This window comes from Pseudarthrobacter sp. HLT1-3 (genome assembly GCF_059383535.1).
This window is the reverse complement of sequence record NZ_JBWZCJ010000002.1, coordinates 314,289-332,003: the sequence shown is the minus strand read 5'-3', so window position 1 is coordinate 332,003 and position 17,715 is coordinate 314,289. Positions and strand designations below refer to the sequence as shown.

Genomic DNA, 17,715 nt, shown 5'->3' with positions numbered 1-17,715 from the left:
AGCCCCAGCCACAGCAACGCGGGGTCACTTAGTGGCCATTCCGCGCGGCCGGATGGGCTCTAAGTGACCCCGCGTTGGATTACTCGCGTTGGGTTCTAGTGCGAGGCGGGGTGTTCCGCTGCGGCGGTCTTTCGCATCATGGCGGCCAGTACGACGGCGGCAAGGGCGATGACCGATGCCGTGAGGAACGCCGCGTGCATGCCCGCGACGATTCCAGCGCCTGCGGACACCACAGCATAGATCGAGACGAGCAACGCCGTCCCGGCGGCACCGGCGACTTGCTGCAGGGTGCTCATGATGGCAGAGCCGTGTGAATACAGGTGCGGAGGCAGCGGGTTCAGGCCCGTGGTGAACGCCGGCGTAAAGATCAAGGCCAGCCCCAGGCTGAGGCCAACGTGCAGGGCGACGATCCAGCCGACAGGGGTACCGGCGTCGAGCAGTGAGAACTGGAAGAGAGCCACCACCAGCAGGGCCGAACCGGAGACCGTCAGGGGCAGCGGGCCAACCTTGTCGAAGAGCCGCCCGATGAACGGGCCCAGCAGGCCCATTGCGAGGCCGCCGGGCAACAGAGTCAGGCCTGTTTCCAGCGACGTCAGGCCGCGGATTTCCTGCAGGTACAACGGCAGCAGAATCACCGCGCCGAACAGGGCGATCATGGCCACCACAAGCAGCAGCACGGACACCGTGAACATCCGGAAGTTGAAGGCGCGGAGGTCCAATAGCGGCGCCTCAGACGTCTGCAGCCGCAACTGCCGCAGCACAAACGCGACCATGGCAATCACGCCCACTGCCAGTGCAATGACGGCGGGCGCGCCCGGACCGCCCTCGCCGCCGATCTGGCTCAGTCCGTAGACGAGGCCGCCGAAGGCAGGAACGGTGAGCAGCACGGACGGCACGTCGAGCCGGGTTGTTTCCCTTTCGCCGATGTTGGTCAGGAACCTGGCTCCAATAGCGAAGGCGGCGAGGGCGATCGGCAGGACGAAGACGAACAGGAAGCGCCAGGAGAAGTGCTCAAGGATGAGGCCGGAAACGGTCGGGCCCATGGCCGGCGCCACCGAGATGGCGATGCTGACGTTGCCCATCACGAAGCCGCGGCGTGACACCGGGACGAGAGTGAGGATGGTGGTCATCAGCAGCGGAAGCATGATGGCCGTGCCGCCGGCCTGGACGATCCGGGCGAGCAGGAGGATTTCGAATCCCGGCGCCAGCGCCGCCAGCAGCGTGCCGCCGGAGAACAGTCCCATGGCCAGCATAAAGACGGCGCGGGTGGACAGCCGCTGGAGGATGAAGCCCGTTGTGGGGATCACGATGGCCATCGTGAGCATAAAACCAGTCGACAGCCACTGGACGGTGGGGGCGGTGACCCCGAGGTCGACCATTAGCCGCTGGAGCGCGACGTTCATGATGGTTTCGTTCAGGATGACCACGAACGTGGCCACGAGCAGGGTGGCGATGACGGTGACCGATTCCCTGGACATCTTTGCCGGCGACGCCGGGGCTGCCTGAAGTGCCTGCGCTGCAGACCTTGCGGGTGGTGTTGGCGCTTCCGGGGCAGCAACAGCTGCGCCGGAAACCGTGCCCTGCCCGGGATCGCCGGCGGGCTGTGAAGAGACGTCTGTAGACATGGGGGTTCCCTCAGGAATTTGTGAACTGGGGTCTGCGAGCGTCGTTGCTGACTCATCCTCCAACAAAACAGTCCAAGGAGTAATTCCCTCCACCGAAAAAACAACGCGGGGTCCGATCCGGCCCAAGTTTGCGCCCGGCATGGGCGCTACGTGACCCCGCGTTGGTGTGGTCAGGAGTGGTCAGGAGTCCAGCGGGACGTTGTCGATCAGCCGGACCGGGCCGACCTTGGCCGCGATCAGCACCAGGCCCTCGCCGCGGAACGGAGTTTCCCTGCAGTTCTCGGCCAGCGGTTCGAGGGTGGCGGTATCCACCACATCGAAATAATCCAGTTCCACCAGCGGCTGGGACTCCACCAGCGCGCGTGCGGACTCAAGGTCCAGGGGCTGGTGGGCGTTGGCCCGTTCCTCAACCAGCCGCAGCGCCCGCGACAGCACCAGGGCCGCCTCGCGTTCTTCGGCGGAGAGGAAACGGTTGCGGCTGGAGAGCGCCAGCCCGTCTGCGGACCGCACGATCGGCACCGGTACGATCTCCACCTGGAAGTTCAGATCCGCCACCATTCGCTTAACCAGGGTCAGTTGCTGGGCGTCCTTCTGGCCAAAATATGCCCGGTACGCCGGCAGTTCGGTGCCCGTTGCCGCGCCCGGCGTTCCGTAGTGCAGCAGCTTGGCGACCACGGTCAGGGCGCCGTCGAAATGCCCGGGCCGGGACGCCCCCTCCCATTTATCGGCAATTGCGCCCGCGCTGATCCGCACCCGGGGTTCCCCGCCGGGGTAGACCTCGGCTACGTCCGGCGCGAACACCAGGTCCACGCCCACGGCGTCCAGCAGCGCCAGGTCCGCCTCCAGGGTCCGGGGGTAGCGTTCCAGGTCCACCGCCTCGCCAAACTGCAGCGGGTTCACGAAAATGCTCACCACCACCACGTCGTTCTGCTCGACGGCGGTGCGCGCCAGCTCGGCGTGGCCCTCGTGCAGCGCCCCCATGGTGGGCACCAGACCCTGCGAGGAGCCGCCCTTCGTCTGGAGCAGGCGGGCGCTTTCGGCCCGGAGCTGGACCGCCGTGGTCACGACTTGGATCGCCACGTTAGGGACCTTCCTTGGGGTTGTTGCCAGCACTGTCCGGGCCCTCGAGCGCCTGTGCGACGCCGTCGAGTTGCTCGGGTTTCAGCAGTCCCCGGCGTCCTGCCCGGCGGGCTGTCGCCCGGGCCATGGCCAGGTACGCCTCCAGAATATCGCCGCCCGAGCCGCCGTCGTGCTCCCGCAGGGACTCGGCATGCGCCGCCACGGTGCCCACGTCACCGCGGGCCACCGGCCCGGTCAGTGCCGCTTCGCCCGAGGCGAGCGCGTTCTCCAGGGTCGCGCGCAGCAGCGGTCCCAGCATGCGTTCTGGCGCCTCGACGCCGATCTCCCGGAGCAGCTGCGAGGCCTGCGCGACCAGGGTCACGAGGTGGTTTGAGCCGTGCGCGAGGGCCGCGTGGTAGATCGTGCGGTCAGCCTCGGCGATCGCGACCGGTTCAGCGCCCATCTCCACCACGAGGGCCTGCGCAATGGGCAGCATCGCAGCGTCCGCCGTGACGCCAAAGGTGCAGTCCAGCAGCCGGGTCAGGTCCAGGCTCATCCCGGTGAAGGTCATCGCCGGGTGCAGCGCCAGCGGGATGGCCCCGGCGGCGCGGACCGGATGCAGGATCCCGACGCCGAAACGCCCGGAGGTGTGCGCCACGAGCTGTCCCGGCTGCCAGGCTCCGAGCTTCGCCAGGCCCTCGACGAGCGGGCCCAGCGCGTCGTCCGGCACGGCCAGGAGCACCAGTTCGGCGCGCTCGACGATGTCCGGGATATCCAGGACGGGGACACCAGGGAGCAGGGCATCGGCGCGTTCGCGGCTGGCCTCCGAGACGGCGGAGACACCGATGATGGCGTGCTCCGCGCCGCGCAGCGCGGCCCCCAGGACCGCGCCGACCTTGCCGGCGCCGATGATTCCGATGCCGAGTCGTCCTGGTTTAGCCATGCTGCCGGTCGTCCTGCCTGTTGGGATCTGCGGTGGGGAGGGGTTCTGCGGTGTGGGCTGGTACTTCGCTGGGGAAGGGTTCTGCGCGGTGGGTTGGTTCTGCGACGAGGAGGGGTTCTGCGGCAGGGGAAGGTTCAGCCACGAGTGCCCGGACCTGGCCGAGCCAGTGCTCGCTGGTCTGGCGTTTGCGGGCGGCCCGGGCGCGGGCCGCCTGTGCATCCAGCAGGGCACGCCCCTCGTCCAGTCCGGCCTGGATCAGCCGCGGGGAAACCGGTCCGGCGGTGGTGTGCAGCACCAGGTCCGCTACCCGGAAGCGCCGGGCCAGGGGACCCTGCTCCAGCGAAATCGACTGGGTGCGCTGGTGCGGGACCACCACGAGGTGCCGCCACCAGCGGCCCGAGCGGATCAGCAGGGCAGTGTCGGTGGCGGTGAAGCCGTTGCGCCGCCAGCCCAGCGGTGCCAGCAGCCGGGCGCGCCGCGGGGTGGTGACGAAGCCGCCGTCGTCCATCCCCGCCGCCGGGTCCGCGAGGCCGTTGATGCCGGCATTGAAGACCCGCACCGGGTCGGCCGTGCCGGGATCGGGCAGGACCAGGGAAAGCATCGTGAGGACATCGGGGAAAGTCCCCACCGGCAGCAGCGTGGTCCGGGAAGATCCCTCGCCGTTGCTTCCTGCCGCGCCGTAGCCGGCCACGTTGACTTGGATCCGGTACCAGCCAAAAATCCGCCAGAGCGGCGGCTGGCTGACCCGCAGCGCCTGGATCCGGCCGGGAGGCAGTGTCTGTGCCTGCGTGTCCAGCAGTCCGTAGCGCAGCCGGATGCCGTCCGGGGAGATCGCGGCGGTGAAGTTGTAGCCCTTGTTGAAGGAGTTCCAGTACGCGGCCGCCAGGCCCAGCGCGGCCGGGATCAGGTAGAGGTAGAAGCCGCGGTTCTCGGTCACGGCGGAGAGCATCACGGACGCGACGGCGCCCAGGACCACCGCCGCGCTTTGTTCGCTGAGGAGCAGCGAGCCGATCAGCCGCGGCGGCGGGACGGTCAGCACGGCGTGTTCGGGGGCTTCTACGGCGGCGGCCCCGGGGGTCGCAGGATCCGGCACCGCACCGGCGGCGCGGGCCAGGATCGTGGCGCGAAGCTGGCGGGCCTCGTCCATCCGGAGATAGGCGAGCCGCACGGCGGACTCGCCGGCGTCGGCCACCTCGAATTTGAGCTCGGCCAGCCCGAAGATCCGGGCCAGCAGCGGCTGCACGATGTCGATCGCCTGGACCCGGTCCAGCCTGGCCTGCCGCTGCTGCTTGAAGAGGAAGCCGGTGTTTAGCCGGACGTAGCCTTCGGCCACCTGGTAGCGGGTGAAGTACCAGCTCAGGATGTAGCCGAGCACGGTGAGCAGCAGCAGGATGCCGCCGCCGAGCAGCAGCCACGGCGCCCTGCCCGCGAACTGTTCATCCACGAGGGGTCCGCCCTGGAGCATCCGTTCGAAGGTGTCGCGGAAGAAGAAGAACCCGATGGCAGCCAGCGCCACCCAGCCGCGCACGAACGGTGAGGCCGGGTGCACCCGCAACCACGCGCCGTCGGGCGTTCCCGCCTGGGCGCCGGGCACGGCCTCCGGGGCCACGTCCGGCTTCACAGCGAGACTCTCACGGCAGGACCCTCACAACGAACCCGTCACAGTCCGGCCAGCCGGGCTTCACCGCGGGCGGAGAGCTGCTCGCGGAGCCTGGCCCCCTCGGCGGCAGGCAGTCCCGGGATCTCCGCATTGGTTCCGGCGGAGGCGGTGTGCAGTTTCAGCGTGCACAGGCCCAGGCTGCGTTCCACCGGTCCGGCGCCGATGTCCACGTACTGCATCCGGCCGTAGGGGACGACGAGCGTCCGCTGGAAAAAGATGCCGCGGCGGACCAGCAGGTCATCCTCACGTTCGGCGTAGCCGATGGCGCGGACCTGGCGCGGAATAAGCAGGAGCCGCCACAGGGCCAGAACCAGCATCACGGCGGGGGCGGCGACGGCCAGCCACAGCGGGAAGGACAGCCACCAGCCGGCGGCTATCAGCAGCAGCGGAACGCAGAGCAGCGCCACGACGACGAGGTTGGCCAGCGCCCAGCCGGCGAGCCGCACCGTCACGTACTTGGGCGAGACCCGCAACCAGGTGATGCCCGGAGGATCAATCGCCTCGGTACGCATATTCACCCTCCGACTTGGGCTTGGGCTTGCGCTTTTCCTGCAGGCCCGGTGCCGCGTCGCCGTCGCTGTCCTCCGGGGGTATCCGGCAGAACCGTTCCACCATCAGCCCGACCACAATCATCACCAGACCGCCGCCGGCCATAACCAGGGCTTGCCAGGCGAGGGTCTGGTCGCTGCGCAGGTTCCAGAGCCGCAGCTGGTCCACGAAGATCCCGGCATGCCAGCCCAGCAGCACGCTGCCCGTGTAGGCGCCGGCCTGGGCGAGGACGAGAGTCCAGGCGGCCAGGAACGGGTTGAGCATTTTCTTCTTGTTGCCGTTCCGCCAGCGCAGCACCCGGATGCCCAGCACCAGGGTGAGCACCACGATCACGCCCATCGTGATGAGTCCGTTCAGCGGCAGCACGGGGGTGTTCAGGCTGTAGCGGGTGGTCAGCAGGGCCGCCAGCCAGCCGAGGATCCCCACGGCCACGCCGATCAGCAACAGCACCAGCGGGTTGGTCAGTTTCATCACTCCACCGCTCCGGCCACACCGTGGAGGTTTTCGAAGCCGTCGAAGGGGACGAGATCGGCGAAGTCGGCGGCCTTGAGCGCAAGCTCGCCGACGCGTTGGCCGTTCAGCTCGGCCGCGGGGTCCATCAGCGACCAGGGATAGAGCACGAACGCCCGCTCGGCGGCGCGCGGGTGCGGAAGGGTCAGCTCCGGGTCGGAGCTGACCAGCGCCCCGTAGGTGATGATGTCGACGTCGAGGGTGCGCGGGCCCCAGTGGATGCCGCGGACCCGGTGGTGCTTTTGTTCCACTGCGTGGCAGTGCCGCAGCAGCTCGAGGGGCGTCAGCGTGGTGTCCACGGCGATCACCATGTTGAGGAAGTCCGGCTGGCCGGCCGGCCCGCCGACGGCTTTGGTCTGGAAGATCGGTGAGATGGCCTGGAGCCGGACCTCGGGTGGGTCGACGAGGTCCGCGACTGCCGCTGACAGGGTGTCGCTGCGCGCGCCGAGGTTGCTGCCGAGCGCGAGCACTGCCCGGGTGTAGTTCATTGCTGGTCCTGCCGGGTCCGCCGGACGCTGACGGAGACATCGCCGAACTCGACTTCGATTGGAGCTTTGGGCTTGTGCACGGTGATGTCCACCGTGGCGACGGGGAACTTCGCCAGCACGTCCTCGGCGATCCGCACGGCCAGGGCCTCGATCAGGTTCAGCGGCTCCCCCGTGATCCAGCTCCGGATGCATTCAGCGACTTCACCGTAATGCGCGGTGTCCAGCACGTCGTCGGACGCCGCGGCGCGGCTGAAGTCCAGGTGCAGTACGGCGTCGACGACGAACGGCTGCCCGTTGCGCCGCTCGAAGTCGTGTACTCCGTGATGGCCGACGGCGGTGACGCCGCTCAGCGTGATCTGGTCCATGGCTGCCTGTCGGATCAGTGCTGGCCGGGCGCGGCAGCCGGCGGTTGCGCCGGGGCCAGACGGGCGGCGACCTTGACGGCGTCGAGGCTGGGGCCGACGTCGTGCACCCGGACCGCCCAGGCGCCGCGGGAGGCGCTGATGGCGGTCACGGCGGCGGTGGCGGCGTCGCGTTCGGCCGGCGCGGCGGCCTTGCCGGCCACGGTCAGGAGGCTGCCGAGGAAGCGCTTGCGGGAGGCGGCCACCAGGACCTTGTGCCCCATCGCCTGCAGGACGTCCAGGTGGCGCAGCAGTTCCCAGTTCTGCTCCTCGTTCTTCGAGAAGCCCAGTCCCGGATCCAGGATGATCTGTTCCGGGGCGACGCCGGCCGCGTACAGCTTGTCGCGGACGCCGGCGAGTTCCGCCGCCACGTCCGCCGCGATGTCCGTGTACTCGGTCAGCGAGTCCATGGTGCTGGCGTTGCCGCGGCGGTGCGTGAGGATGTAAGGGGCCTTGCTGCCGGCCGCGAGTTCTGCCATTTCCGGTTCGATGGTCAGCCCGGAGACGTCGTTGATGATCACGGCCCCGGCGGCCAGCGCCGCTGCGGCGGTGGCCGCGTGGGTGGTGTCGATGCTGACCAGGGCGCCGGCCTTCACCAGGGCCTGGATCACGGGCAGGACCCGCCGCTGTTCTTCTTCGACGGAGACCTCGACGGCTCCCGGACGGGTGGATTCGCCGCCGACGTCGATGATGTCCGCTCCGGCGTAGAACATCCGCAGTCCGGCGGCAATGGCGGTCTCCGAGGTGGCGTGTTTGCCGCCGTCGCTGAAGGAGTCCGGGGTGACATTGACGATCCCCATCACAAGCGTCCGGTCGGTGGGGAGGTCCGCGAATTTCGCTGCCGGCCGGGGCTTGCGCAGGATGGGCAGGGGCGAGGTCGCGGGTCCGGTTCCGGGGGCTGCAGCCAGGGAGTCCATAGTCTGTGTTCTTACCTTCCGATGATGAGGCTCATGGCCTCGGCACGGGTGGCCGGGTCATGGAGTTGCCCGCGTACCGCGCTGGTGACGGTCTTGGCGCCGGGCTTGCGGATGCCGCGCATGGACATGCAGAGGTGTTCGCATTCGATGACGACGATGGCGCCGCGCGGCTTGAGATGGCTGACGAGGGCTTCGACGATCTGCGTGGTCAGGCGTTCCTGGACCTGGGGGCGGCGGGCAAACATGTCCACCAGCCGCGCCAGTTTGCTGAGCCCAGTGACTTTCCCGTCATGCGAGGGAATGTAGCCCACATGCGCGACCCCGTGGAACGGGACGAGGTGGTGCTCGCAGGTCGAGTAGAACGGAATGTCCTTGACCAGGACCAGTTCCTCGTGGTCCAGGTCGAATTGAGTGGCCAGGATTTCGGCCGGATCGTGGTGGAGTCCGGCGAACATCTCCGTGTAGGCGTTGGCGACCCGCTTCGGGGTGTCCAGGAGGCCGCTGCGCTCCGGGTCCTCACCGATGGCGAACAGGATCTCACGGACGGCCGCCTCGATCCGGGGTTTGTCCACCACGTACGGGTCGGGGACGGATCCGCCCGCCGCCGAAGCATCGGCGGCGGGCAGGTCGTCGTCGTCGTTGAAGAAAGAAGTCACGGAAGAAGCCTAGCCGGGATGGCCGTCAGGCCCGTGATCGGTTACACCGCCCTGGAACGGCTCCTGTCCGGCCACAACACCCTGGGCATGCGGCGGGTAGGCATCCAGCGGTTCCTCGAGGCGGGCTTCCTTCGCTTCCTGCTGCGCTTCGCGTTCGGCCTTCTCGCGGCGGGATTCCACCGGCCCGACGTTCTGGATCGGGCGGGTCTCCTTGGACAGCCAGATTTCGCGGAAGTCGCGTTTCCGGATGTTGGTGAAGACCTGCGCGATTTCGGCCTGGTTCAGCGTTTCGCGTTCCAGCAGTTCCAGGGCCAGCTCGTCCAGGACGTCGCGGTTTTCAACCAGGATCGCGTAGGCCTCGTCATGGGCGCCCTCGATGAGGCGGCGCACTTCCTCGTCAACGATGTAGGCGATCTGGTCGGAGTAGTTGCGCTCGTGGCCGGCGTCGCGGCCCAGGAAGGGCTCGCCGCCGCCCTGGCCGAGGCGCACCGCGCCGACGCGTTCGCTCATGCCGAATTCGGTGACCATCTTGCGGGCGATCCCGGTGGCCTTTTCGATGTCGTTGGACGCCCCGGTGGACGGGTCGTGGAAGACGAGTTCTTCCGCGACGCGGCCGCCCATGGCGTAGGCCATCTGGTCGAGCAGTTCGTTGCGGGTCACGGAGTACTTGTCGTTTTCCGGAACCACCATGGTGTAGCCCAGTGCGCGGCCGCGGGGCAGGATGGTGATCTTGGTGACCGGAGCCGAGTTCCGCAGCGCCGCTGCCACGAGGGCGTGCCCGCCTTCGTGGTACGCGGTGACCTTGCGTTCGTGTTCCTTCATAACGCGGCTGCGCTTCTGCGGGCCGGCCATCACACGGTCGATGGCCTCGTCGAGGGCGCGGTCGTCGATCAGGTTGGCGTTGGAGCGGGCGGTCAGCAGCGCGGCCTCGTTCAGGACGTTCGCCAGGTCCGCGCCGGTGTAGCCGGGGGTCTTCTTGGCGACGGCCTTCAGGTCGACGCCGGGAGCCATCGGCTTGCCCTTGGCATGGACCTTCAGGATCTGGTCGCGGCCGATCAGGTCGGGTGCCTCAACGGAGATCTGCCGGTCGAAGCGGCCCGGGCGCAGCAGTGCCGGGTCCAGCACGTCGGGGCGGTTGGTCGCCGCGATCAGGATGACGTTGGTCTTGACGTCGAAGCCGTCCATCTCAACCAGCAGCTGGTTGAGGGTCTGCTCGCGTTCGTCGTTGCCGCCGCCGATGCCGGCGCCACGGTGCCGGCCGACGGCGTCGATCTCATCCACGAAGATGATGGCCGGGGCGTTCGCCTTGGCCTGTTCGAACAGGTCGCGGACACGGGAGGCGCCCACACCGACGAACATTTCCACGAAGTCGGAGCCGGAGATCGAGAAGAACGGAACGCCGGCTTCGCCGGCGACGGCGCGGGCCAGCAGGGTCTTGCCGGTGCCGGGCGGGCCGTAGAGCAGCACGCCCTTGGGGATCTTGGCGCCAACGGCCTGGAACTTCGCCGGTTCCTGAAGGAATTCCTTGATTTCTTCGAGTTCCTCGACGGCCTCGTCGGCGCCGGCGACGTCGCCGAACGTGACCTGGGGCATGTCCTTGTTGACCAGCTTGGCCTTGGACTTGCCGAACTGCATGACCTTGGAGCCGCCGCCCTGCATCCGGGAGAGCAGGAACCAGAAGAGCACGCCAAGGAGGAGGACGGGGATCAGGAGGGAGAACAGCCCGGCGAACCAGTTGTTCTCGACCGGCTGGTCGGTGTAGCCGCTCGGCGGCCGGGAGTCCGTGACGGCCTTGACCACGTCGTCGGCGCGGGCGTTGACGTAGTAGAACTGGATGTTCTTGCCCTTGTCCTGGCCGTCAACCTGAAGGTTTTCCTTCAGGACCAGGTCCACGCGGTTCTCCGCGTCGAAGATTTTAGCCTGTTCGACCTTGCCGCCATCGGTCAGCAGCGCGAGACCCTTGTCCGTGTCGATCCGGGCTGCGCCGGCCGGGGACAGGGTGGCAAAGGCCAGCAGGAGCATGCCTATAACAACGACAATCCAGATGCCCGGGCCCTTGAAGAAACTCTTAGCTTTCATCTGTTCGGGGCAGGCCCCGTCCCTCCTGGTAGTGCTGCACGGCGACCGATCTGCGCGCGTGTGGTGCTGCATCAGCTTCTAGCTATACACCGTCGCAGTAACTCACGCACGGTGTAGCCCAAAAGTTCCCTGAGGGCGTAGCGGGGCCGGCCAGGACCGGCGTTGTGCCGGACCTGGCCGGCCCTGTCCTGCCGGGCCCAGCGGCCGTCCGCTACTCGTAGACGTGCGGGGCCAGGGTGCCGACGAAGTCCAGGTTGCGGTACTTCTCGGCGTAGTCCAGGCCATAGCCAACGACGAACTCGTTGGGGATGTCGTAGCCGACGTACTTAACGTCGATCTGGACCTTGGCGGCGGTGGGCTTGCGGAACGCGGTGCAGATTTCCACCGAGGCCGTGCCGCGCGATTCCAGGTTGGTCTTGAGCCAGGACAGCGTCAGGCCGGAGTCGATGATGTCCTCGACGATCAGCACATCCTTGCCCATCAGGTCCGTGTCGAGGTCCTTGAGGATGCGGACCACGCCGGAGGACTGGGTGCCGGAGCCGTAGGACGAGACAGCCATCCAGTCCATCGAGACGTGGCTGTGCAGGGCGCGGGCGAGATCGGCCATGACCATCACGGCGCCCTTGAGTACGCCGACAATCAGCAGTTCACGGCCTTCGTAGTCCTTGTCGATCTGGGCGGCGAGTTCGGTGATCCGTGACTGGATCTGCTCCTTGGAGTACAGAACGTGCTTGAGATCTGACTGGACGTCGTTTGAATCCACCAATAACTCCTGTGTAGATGCGGGGGGCGACTATATTTGGGGCGGTTTTTGAGGCCGGAATACAAGCTTCCCACAGCGGGCGGCCTCACGGGGCACCCCGTCGGGGCCGGACTTCGCTTCGGCGAGGAGCTCCGCGAGCGAGAGCCGGTAGACGCTGACCCCGCCGGGGAGTTCGACGGGACCGGCCGATCCCTGCCGTCGAAGCAGTGCCTCTGCGGCCAGCAGGCGCTGGTAGCTGGGCTGCTGGCCCCCGACGGCGGCGGCGGCCTTCGCGATGACCCGGAACCTCAGGGCCGGCGCCAGTTCGCGCAGGGCTTCCTCCGGCAGGCTGATCGTGGCACCGGTCAGCTCCTTCAGCCGGACAAAGGTGTCTTCCGCCACGTCGTCGAGGTAGTCGGCGTCCAGTTGCAGGATGGCGGCCGTCCGCGCGAGTGATTCGGCCACCCCGGGACCGAGCTTGGCTTCCAGCAGCGGCAGCACCTCGACGCGGGTCCGGGACCTCGCAAACGACGGGTCCGCGTTGCTCGGATCGTGCCAGGGGTCCAGGCCCTCGGCTTCGCAGATGGCCAGGGTGTCCGCGCGCCGCAGTCCCAGGAAAGGCCGCAGCAGGCGTCCGCGGGCGGGCCGCATGCCGGCCAGGGACCGGGTTCCGGAACCGCGCGCGAGTCCCAGCAGCACCTGTTCGGCCTGGTCATCCAGGGTGTGGCCGAGCAGGACGGCCTGGGCGCCGGTGTCGTCGGCCGCGGCCTCCAGGGCGGCATGGCGGGCGTCCCGGGCCGCGGCCTCCGGCCCCATGCCGGTGGGAGCGACGTCGACAGCCCTGACCAGCACGGGAGAGAGCCCCAGTTCCCGCAGCGTCGCCGCTGTGGTGGCGGCGACGTCGGCTGAACCGGGCTGAAGCTGGTGGTCCACGACGACGGCGCCCACGGCGACGGGGTGCCCGTCCACGTGTCCGCGGCGGGCGAAGTAGGCGGCAACCGCGGCAAGGGCGAGCGAGTCAGGTCCGCCGCTGCAGGCGACCAGGACCCGGTCCGGATAGCCCGCAGCCGCCAGGGCATCCTGCAGCATTTTCCGGGCGGTGCCAACGACGGGCGCCAGCCGGCCGGGCCGGCGTCGTCCGCTGGAGACGGGACGTTCGCTGGAAGCGGGACGGGAAGTCACGGAAACTAGTGCCCCATCCGTTCGAGCCACAGCTTTGAATCGTGGATTTCGGTCTCGCTTGGCAGGTGGTCGGCGGATTCCCAGACCTTGTTGAACCCCTCCATCCCGGCCACGTCCACGACTTCACGGACGAACTTTGCGCCGTCGCTGTACTGGCGCATTTTGGCGTCAAGACCCAGCAGGCTGCGGAGGAATTTTTCGATCACGCCGCGGTCCGTGCCCCGGGAATTGAACCGCTGCCGGATGGTCTTCACGGACGGCACGATGCTGGAGTCGACGGCGTCCATCACCACGTTCGCGTGCCCTTCGAGCAGGCTCATCAGGGCGGTCAGGCGTGAGATCGCGGCCTTTTCCTCGGGGTTCTGCAACAGGTCGAGGATGGCCCCCCGGCTGGGTGAACTGCCGGATCCGGTCCGGTCCCTGAGTGATTTCGCGGCGGCCGAGGCCCGTTCCATCAGGGAGTCGACGTTGCCGAGCAGCTGCCCGCTGAGGCTGTCGATCTCATCGAGCATGTGGTGGCGCAGCCAGGGCGCGGCGGCGAACTGCACACGGTGGGTTTGTTCATGGAGGCAGACCCAGAGCCGGAAATCCTCGGGCTCGACGTTGATTTCCCGTTCGACCGAGATGATGTTCGGCGCAACCAGCAGCAGTCGCCCGCCCGAGGGGGCGGTGGAGTTCTCGGCGAGGGCGGAGAAGGGGTCGTACTGGCCCAGGACCTTGCTGGACAGGAAGGCGAGGATGGCGCCGAGCTGGCTGCCCGTGATGGCGCCGCTGACGCTGGCCGCGCCGGGGTTCAGCGTGCCGCGGCGGCCCTCGAGCATCTTTTCCATCGCGGGTTTGAGCATCACGGCGAAACTCTGGGTGTTTGCCTTGGACCAGGAGGCGCGGTCCACGACCAGGACCGAGGAATCCCGCAGCTCGCGTGCGGCCTCCAGCCCGGTGATGTTGTGGACGTGCGGCACGGAGATGTCCGCCATCCGCCGCAGGTTCTCCACGGCGGCACCGATCTCCGCCGAGCCCAGGGTGGGTCCGGACGGCGTCAGGCGGGCGGCGGTGGAAGCGGCAAGGTCCCAGTTGATAAGGGCTTGGGCTTGGGCTGATGTCTCGGCGGCAGAGGACTCCATAGGCTCCATCAGATCACAGGGGGCTGACAATCCGCCTTAAATTCGTCGGCCGGCGAACGGTCAACGGTCAGCGGCAGCCGCAGCCGGCCAGCACGGAGGCGGCGCGGTCCAGCGCGGTCCGGTTGGCCGCCCCGGGGGTAAGCCCGTTGCCGATGAAGGAGAACACCAGCAGCCGGCCATCGGCGTCCACCACATAACCGGTCAGGGCGATCACCGTGTTCAGGGTCCCGGTCTTGGCCCGGACCAACCCCGCACCGCCGGCGGTCGCCGCGTCGGCGTACCGGTCCGCCAGGGTCCCGGTGAGGCCGGCGACCGGGAACCCGGCCAGCGCGGAGCGCAGCCGCGGGTCGGTGCCCGAGGTGATGGCGCGGACCACGTCGGCGAGCTGCCGGGCCGAGACCTGGTTGGCGAGCGCCAGCCCGGACACATCGGCGGCGCGCAGGGTGGCGGCCGGCACTTTCATTTCCCCGAGCTGCTGCAGCACGGCCGCGACGGCGCCGTCGTTGCTGCCGGGCTTACCGGCAGCAAGCGCCGCCATCCGGCCGATCGCTTCGGTGAGGTAGTTATCCGAGATCCGCAGCAGCAGGTCCACCTGCTGGCCCACCGTGGCGGACTGGACTTCGGCCAGGACCCGGGGTCCGGCGTCCGCGTCCGGTCCGGTTCCGGCGGGAACCCGCGTGACGCCGGGCGCGACCGTCAGCCCGGCCGCGGCCGCCGCGGCGGCGAGCTCGACGGCAAACACCTCGGCAGCCCTCATCGCTGCATCCTGCGGGCGGGGCCCGGTGGTCGTGGCAGGGTCGAAGCGGGCCGAGTTCAGTGCCAGCGGGAACAACGGAGCCATCTCCCCGGCAGCCACGTCCTCCGGGTTCCAGGCCGGGCTAAGCGCGGGGCCGGTGAACAGGGAGTCATCCAGCAGCACCGTCACAGGGACGGAGACGCCGTCGTCCGCCAAGCCGCGGATGGTTGACTTCGCCAGGCTGGCCAGCCCGGCCCGGCCCAGCACGGCGTCGGGGTCTGATTCGCCGGCGCCCAGGAGCACGTCCCCGCCGCCGGTGAGGATGACCGAGCCGGGGGCGGCGCCTGCAATTGCCCGGGTGCTGAAGCGGCGCTCCGGGCCGAGTACACGCAGGGCCGCAACGGCCGTGAGGAGCTTCATGTTGGACGCGGGAACGCGGGCTGCGTCGCCGGATCGGTCAAAGAGAACCTCCCCCGTGACGGCGTCCTGTACGACGCCGGCGAAGCTGCCGGCGCCGTCGGTCTTCAGCGTTTCGTTAAGCTGGGCGGCCAGCGGCCCGGGCGCCGGGAGGAGGGCCGTGGCGGAGAGCGGTCCGACTCCGTCCGTGGTTCCGGTGCTGCTGCCGTCCGCCGTACCGTCGCGGGCCGCCAGCGTGCCGGGGGCCTGGTGCCAGAGCGGGGCGGCCGGGGCGGGGGCAGCGGGGCCGGGTCCCAGGAAAGCCGGCGCGACCACGAAGCCGACGGGGAGGGCCAGAGCCACGACCAGCAGGGTCTGGAGCAGCAGCGGCAGGACCCGCCGCAGCGGCCCGGGCACCGGATCCGCGCCGGGGCGGCTGGTTCTGCGTTTCATGCTGCTGGTCCTTTAGTCCTAAATGTCCCCGCTAGTTCCTGAAACCAGGGCCTGTCGCTATATCCTCAATAGTAGTCGGCGGCACCGGCAGCCCTTTGTGTGTGCCGCGCACCCCCTGAAATCCGCGCACCCCCTGAATTCGTCGAGGAGTATTCCATGAAGCATGACGTGACCATCGAGATCCCTAAGGGATCACGCGTCAAGTACGAAGTCGACCACGAAACCGGCCGCGTCCGCCTGGACCGCGTCCTGTTCACCTCCATGCAGTACCCGACGCACTACGGTTTCTTCGAGAACACCCTGGGCGAAGACGGCGACCCGCTGGATGCCCTGGTGCTGCTGCAGGACTTCGACCTGCACCCCGGCGTCATCGTTGAGTCCCGCCCCATCGGCGTGTTCAACATGACCGACGACGGCGGCGGCGACGCCAAGGTACTCTGCGTGCCGGTTGACGCCCGCTTCGACCACATCCAGGAGATCAGCGACGTCAGCGACTTCCTGATCAAGGAAATCGAGCACTTCTTCACCCGTTACAAGGATCTCGAACCGGGCAAGTGGGTCAAGGCCGAGGGCTGGGGCGACCGCGCCGCCGCCGAGGCCGAGCTCGAAGCCTCCATCAAGCGTTACGTCCCGCACACGCACTGACGTTCCAACTCCAACGCGGGGTCACCTTGCGCCCATCCGGCCACCGGATATGGGCCGCAGGTGACCCCGCGTTGTGGTTTAACGGGCTGTTCACGGTGCTGGCTGCGGGTGCTGCCCAGCGCGGGGGCAGTTGTCAGTGGGGGCGGGTGTCAGTGGGGGTCAGGGTCAGCGGCGGGTCAGGAATGTGTGAAATCGTTGACCCATGAACGTTGCCCCGGCCTTTAGTCCTCCCTGCGGCCCGATCACCGGGTGGCGTGACGGCGACGTCGTCCGCGCCACCGGGATCCCCTACGCCACCGCGGGACGTTTCCAGCCTCCGGTGAGTGCGCCGGACCGGACCGGAGTCCTCGCGGCCACGTCCCTCTCCCCGGCCTGCCCGCAGGGTCCGGTGCCGTTCCTGGACGACATCTTGGGCACCCGCTACGGCGAACTTCCGGGCAGCGAGGACTGCCAGCGGCTTTCGATCACCATGCCTGCCGGCCTCGACGACGACGAGCGCGTCCCGGTGATGGTATGGCTGCACGGCGGGTCCTACACGTCCGGCTCCGGTGACCTGGCGATCTTCGATTCCAAGGCCCTCGTCGCCGAAAACAGGGTCATCGTCGTGTCCGTGACCTACCGGCTGGGACTGTTCGGCTACCTGGCGACCGGCACCGGCCGGCCCGCGAACCTCGGCCTGCTGGACCAGCTCGAGGCGTTCCGCTGGGTGCAGCGAAATATCGGTGCCTTCGGCGGTGATCCGGAAAACGTCACGGCCTTCGGGCAGTCCGCCGGCGGCGACGCCGTCGCCCACCTCATGGCGACGCCGGAAGCCCCCAGCCTGTTCCGGCGCGCCATCATCCAAAGCGCGCCGCTGGGCATCACCCGGGGCCGGGAAAAGATGAGCACAGCGATGGGCATCGCCGCGGAAACCGTCACCGAAGACACCCCGGCCATGGACGTGGTGGAGATCGAGGGACACGTGTCGCAGGTGGCCCGGAAGTTCGGGCTGATAGCGGCCATGCCGTTCGGCACCCAGTACGGGCACGCCCCCCTGCCGCCGGAATCCGGCATTGAGGACGCCTGGAACGCCACGGCACCCGGGATCGAGGTCCTGATCGGCCACACCTCCGAGGAGGCCCGGATGTTCCTGCCGCGCAACCGCGCCGTCAGCCTGCTCGGCAAGGTCCCGGTGGTTGGGCCCGCCGCCCTCCGGGCCGTCAGCTGGGCCGTGACTGAGGCTGTGTACGGCCGGGCCGCCCGGAAATTCGCCCGGCGGCACGCCCGGGCGGGCGGCACGGCGTACAGCTACGTGCTGTCCTGGGCGGCGCCCGGTAACTTTTACGGGGCCGCGCACACCGTGGACCTGCCGCTGCTGTTCGGAGACCAAAAGACCTGGGCGGGGGCGGGGCTTCTCGCGGGCGCGTCGTGGGAGGAAGTCGACGCGCAGGGCCGGGCCCTCCGCGCCGTGTGGGCCCGCTTCGCCGCCGGCGAGGGCCTGGACGGCCTCGGCGGGATTCCCGGCTCCCTGAGGTACCGCTCGGCGTGAGCTGGAGGAGCGGTTGAGATCA

At 68.7% G+C, this 17,715-nt stretch carries 17 protein-coding genes; 2 read left to right on the top strand and 15 right to left on the bottom strand.

All coding sequences use genetic code 11. The annotated features are described in order from the left end of the window. Positions 1–95 precede the first annotated feature (95 nt). The 15 genes from AC50X9_RS03245 to dacB all read right to left on the bottom strand — a co-directional run bounded on the left by AC50X9_RS03245 (position 96) and on the right by dacB (position 15,520). Entirely contained in the window at positions 96–1,625 is a 1,530-nt protein-coding gene (locus tag AC50X9_RS03245) for a DHA2 family efflux MFS transporter permease subunit (protein WP_494890142.1), read from the bottom strand. A gap of 180 nt (positions 1,626–1,805) precedes the next feature. Beyond that, entirely contained in the window at positions 1,806–2,705 is a 900-nt protein-coding gene (gene panC / locus AC50X9_RS03240) for a pantoate--beta-alanine ligase (protein WP_494890140.1), read from the bottom strand. Position 2,706: 1 nt separating this feature from the next. Beyond that, complete coding sequence (locus AC50X9_RS03235) at positions 2,707–3,627, bottom strand: Rossmann-like and DUF2520 domain-containing protein (RefSeq protein ID WP_494890138.1); 921 nt, start codon at positions 3,625–3,627, stop codon at positions 2,707–2,709. Continuing rightward, on the bottom strand, positions 3,620–5,248 hold the full coding sequence (locus tag AC50X9_RS03230; protein ID WP_494890136.1) for a PH domain-containing protein: 1,629 nt from the start codon (positions 5,246–5,248) through the stop codon (positions 3,620–3,622). The genes AC50X9_RS03235 and AC50X9_RS03230 overlap by 8 nt, the downstream gene beginning before the upstream one ends. 38 nt (positions 5,249–5,286) lie before the next feature. Next, a complete protein-coding gene (locus tag AC50X9_RS03225; protein ID WP_494890134.1) occupies positions 5,287–5,799 on the bottom strand; it encodes a PH domain-containing protein in 513 nt (170 codons plus the stop codon). Continuing rightward, positions 5,780–6,307 carry a DUF3180 domain-containing protein gene (locus tag AC50X9_RS03220; RefSeq protein WP_494890132.1) on the bottom strand — a complete coding sequence of 176 codons (528 nt, stop codon included), beginning with the start codon at positions 6,305–6,307 and terminating at the stop codon, positions 5,780–5,782. The genes AC50X9_RS03225 and AC50X9_RS03220 overlap by 20 nt, the downstream gene beginning before the upstream one ends. Next, on the bottom strand, positions 6,307–6,834 hold the full coding sequence (gene folK / locus AC50X9_RS03215; protein WP_494890130.1) for a 2-amino-4-hydroxy-6-hydroxymethyldihydropteridine diphosphokinase: 528 nt from the start codon (positions 6,832–6,834) through the stop codon (positions 6,307–6,309). The genes AC50X9_RS03220 and folK overlap by 1 nt, the downstream gene beginning before the upstream one ends. Beyond that, complete coding sequence (folB, locus tag AC50X9_RS03210) at positions 6,831–7,199, bottom strand: dihydroneopterin aldolase (RefSeq protein ID WP_494890128.1); 369 nt, start codon at positions 7,197–7,199, stop codon at positions 6,831–6,833. Before folB ends, folK begins: the two co-directional genes overlap by 4 nt. A 14-nt stretch (positions 7,200–7,213) precedes the next feature. After that, on the bottom strand, positions 7,214–8,152 hold the full coding sequence (gene folP, locus AC50X9_RS03205; protein ID WP_494890126.1) for a dihydropteroate synthase: 939 nt from the start codon (positions 8,150–8,152) through the stop codon (positions 7,214–7,216). An 11-nt stretch (positions 8,153–8,163) separates the two neighbouring features. Beyond that, complete coding sequence (folE, locus tag AC50X9_RS03200) at positions 8,164–8,808, bottom strand: GTP cyclohydrolase I FolE (RefSeq protein ID WP_494890124.1); 645 nt, start codon at positions 8,806–8,808, stop codon at positions 8,164–8,166. Positions 8,809–8,817: 9 nt separating this feature from the next. Next, the gene (gene ftsH / locus AC50X9_RS03195; RefSeq protein WP_494890122.1) at positions 8,818–10,887 is read right to left on the bottom strand and encodes an ATP-dependent zinc metalloprotease FtsH; all 2,070 of its coding nucleotides are present in this window, start codon (positions 10,885–10,887) and stop codon (positions 8,818–8,820) included. A 211-nt stretch (positions 10,888–11,098) separates the two neighbouring features. After that, positions 11,099–11,650, bottom strand: a complete 552-nt coding sequence (gene hpt / locus AC50X9_RS03190) for a hypoxanthine phosphoribosyltransferase (RefSeq protein WP_494890120.1) — start codon at positions 11,648–11,650, stop codon at positions 11,099–11,101. 30 nt (positions 11,651–11,680) lie between these two features. Beyond that, positions 11,681–12,718 (bottom strand): tRNA lysidine(34) synthetase TilS, encoded by a 1,038-nt coding sequence (tilS, locus tag AC50X9_RS03185; RefSeq protein ID WP_494890199.1) that lies wholly within the window; start codon positions 12,716–12,718, stop codon positions 11,681–11,683. 98 nt (positions 12,719–12,816) lie between these two features. Further along, complete coding sequence (locus AC50X9_RS03180) at positions 12,817–13,935, bottom strand: zinc-dependent metalloprotease (RefSeq protein ID WP_494890118.1); 1,119 nt, start codon at positions 13,933–13,935, stop codon at positions 12,817–12,819. A gap of 67 nt (positions 13,936–14,002) precedes the next feature. After that, positions 14,003–15,520, bottom strand: coding sequence for a D-alanyl-D-alanine carboxypeptidase/D-alanyl-D-alanine endopeptidase (gene dacB, locus AC50X9_RS03175; RefSeq protein WP_494890116.1), 1,518 nt, complete (start codon positions 15,518–15,520; stop codon positions 14,003–14,005). Positions 15,521–15,676: 156 nt separating this feature from the next. Here dacB and AC50X9_RS03170 point away from each other — a divergent pair, with 156 nt between their 5' ends. Both AC50X9_RS03170 and AC50X9_RS03165 read left to right on the top strand, forming a co-directional pair. Continuing rightward, positions 15,677–16,165, top strand: a complete 489-nt coding sequence (locus AC50X9_RS03170) for an inorganic diphosphatase (RefSeq protein WP_494890114.1) — start codon at positions 15,677–15,679, stop codon at positions 16,163–16,165. Positions 16,166–16,367: 202 nt separating this feature from the next. Next, positions 16,368–17,693 carry a carboxylesterase family protein gene (locus AC50X9_RS03165; RefSeq protein WP_494890112.1) on the top strand — a complete coding sequence of 442 codons (1,326 nt, stop codon included), beginning with the start codon at positions 16,368–16,370 and terminating at the stop codon, positions 17,691–17,693. The last annotated feature ends 22 nt before the right edge of the window (positions 17,694–17,715 follow it).

Bases quoted from the DNA above. Each gene is read 5' to 3' on its own strand.
- dacB (WP_494890116.1), bottom strand. From the start codon at position 15,520: ATGAAACGCAGAACCAGCCGCCCCGGCGCGGATCCGGTGCCCGGGCCG.
- AC50X9_RS03245 (WP_494890142.1), bottom strand. From the start codon at position 1,625: ATGTCTACAGACGTCTCTTCACAGCCCGCCGGCGATCCCGGGCAGGGC.
- AC50X9_RS03220 (WP_494890132.1), bottom strand. From the start codon at position 6,307: ATGAAACTGACCAACCCGCTGGTGCTGTTGCTGATCGGCGTGGCCGTG.
- AC50X9_RS03170 (WP_494890114.1), top strand. From the start codon at position 15,677: ATGAAGCATGACGTGACCATCGAGATCCCTAAGGGATCACGCGTCAAG.
- AC50X9_RS03225 (WP_494890134.1), bottom strand. From the start codon at position 5,799: ATGCGTACCGAGGCGATTGATCCTCCGGGCATCACCTGGTTGCGGGTC.
- tilS (WP_494890199.1), bottom strand. From the start codon at position 12,718: ATGCTGCAGGATGCCCTGGCGGCTGCGGGCTATCCGGACCGGGTCCTG.
- AC50X9_RS03180 (WP_494890118.1), bottom strand. From the start codon at position 13,935: ATGGAGTCCTCTGCCGCCGAGACATCAGCCCAAGCCCAAGCCCTTATC.
- ftsH (WP_494890122.1), bottom strand. From the start codon at position 10,887: ATGAAAGCTAAGAGTTTCTTCAAGGGCCCGGGCATCTGGATTGTCGTT.
- AC50X9_RS03235 (WP_494890138.1), bottom strand. From the start codon at position 3,627: ATGGCTAAACCAGGACGACTCGGCATCGGAATCATCGGCGCCGGCAAG.
- folB (WP_494890128.1), bottom strand. From the start codon at position 7,199: ATGGACCAGATCACGCTGAGCGGCGTCACCGCCGTCGGCCATCACGGA.
- AC50X9_RS03165 (WP_494890112.1), top strand. From the start codon at position 16,368: ATGAACGTTGCCCCGGCCTTTAGTCCTCCCTGCGGCCCGATCACCGGG.
- folP (WP_494890126.1), bottom strand. From the start codon at position 8,152: ATGGACTCCCTGGCTGCAGCCCCCGGAACCGGACCCGCGACCTCGCCC.
- folK (WP_494890130.1), bottom strand. From the start codon at position 6,834: ATGAACTACACCCGGGCAGTGCTCGCGCTCGGCAGCAACCTCGGCGCG.